General features: G+C 71.0%; 1 protein-coding gene. It reads right to left on the reverse strand.

The window, feature by feature from the left end; all coding sequences use genetic code 11:
- Positions 1–853: geranylgeranyl reductase family protein (locus CCN56_RS14200; RefSeq protein ID WP_086826977.1), on the reverse strand; the 853-nt coding region annotated here is incomplete at its 3' end.
- Between the last annotated feature and the right edge of the window lie 208 nt (positions 854–1061).

The following is a 1061-nucleotide window of genomic DNA, read 5'->3' on the forward strand; positions in this document are numbered from 1 at the left end:
CGCGGATCGGCGTCGTCATGTTCTCCGGGGTGTAGCCCCAGTCCTCCGGCATCGAGGCGCACCAGGCCTTGAGGACCTCGCGCCAGTCCAGCTCGCGGAAGGCGGAGGAGGAGTTGAGGATGCCGAGGCCGACGTTGGACGTGCCGTCGCCCATGCCGAAGATCCAGCCGTAGCCGGGGAGCAGCCGGTCCTGCGGCCCGCGCCGGTCCCACAGCTCGAGCCAGGACTCCAGGTAGTCGTCGTCGTGGCGGGGCGAGGTGAAGTACGTGCGGACGGCGACGCCCATCGGCCGGTCCTCGCGCCGGTGCAGGCCCATGGCGAGGGAGAGCCGGGTGGAGTTGCCGTCGGCGGCGACGACGAGCGGGGCGTGGAAGGTGACCTCGCGCTTCTCCTCGCCGAGCTTGGCGTGCACGCCGGTGATGCGGCCCGTACGGTCGTCGATGATCGGCGCGCCGACGTTGCAGCGCTCGTAAAGGCGCGCTCCGGCCTTCTGCGCCTGCCGGGCGAGCTGCTCGTCGAAGTCGTCGCGCTTGCGGACGAGGCCGTAGTCCGGGTACGAGGCGAGCTCCGGCCAGTCGAGTTCGAGCCGGACGCCGCCGCCGATGATCCGCAGGCCCTTGTTCCGCAGCCAGCCGGCCTCTTCGGAGATGTCGATGCCCATGGAGACGAGCTGCTTGGTGGCGCGCGGGGTGAGGCCGTCGCCGCAGACCTTCTCGCGGGGGAACGCGGTCTTCTCCAGGAGCAGGACGTCCAGTCCGGCCTTGGCCAGGTAGTACGCGGTGGTGGAGCCGGCCGGGCCTGCCCCGACGACGATCACATCTGCGGTGTGCTCGGAGAGGGGCTGCTCGGTCACGGCGGATCTCCCGAAGGGGTCGAGGGAAGGATGGGGAAAGTTTATGGGCGGAGGTGTCTGCGGGGGCCGCCCGGTCACGCCTTGGAGCCGCGGTCGGTCACGCGTGACCGGACCCGGTTCCCACGCGTGACCGACCGCGGCTCCAAGGCGTGACCGGGCGGCCCCCGCAGACACCTCCGCCCATAAACTTCCCCCATCCTCCCCTCCA

Origin of the sequence: Streptomyces sp. NRRL B-24572 (assembly GCF_002156145.1) — a bacterium.
Lineage (GTDB): Bacteria > Actinomycetota > Actinomycetes > Streptomycetales > Streptomycetaceae > Streptomyces > Streptomyces vietnamensis.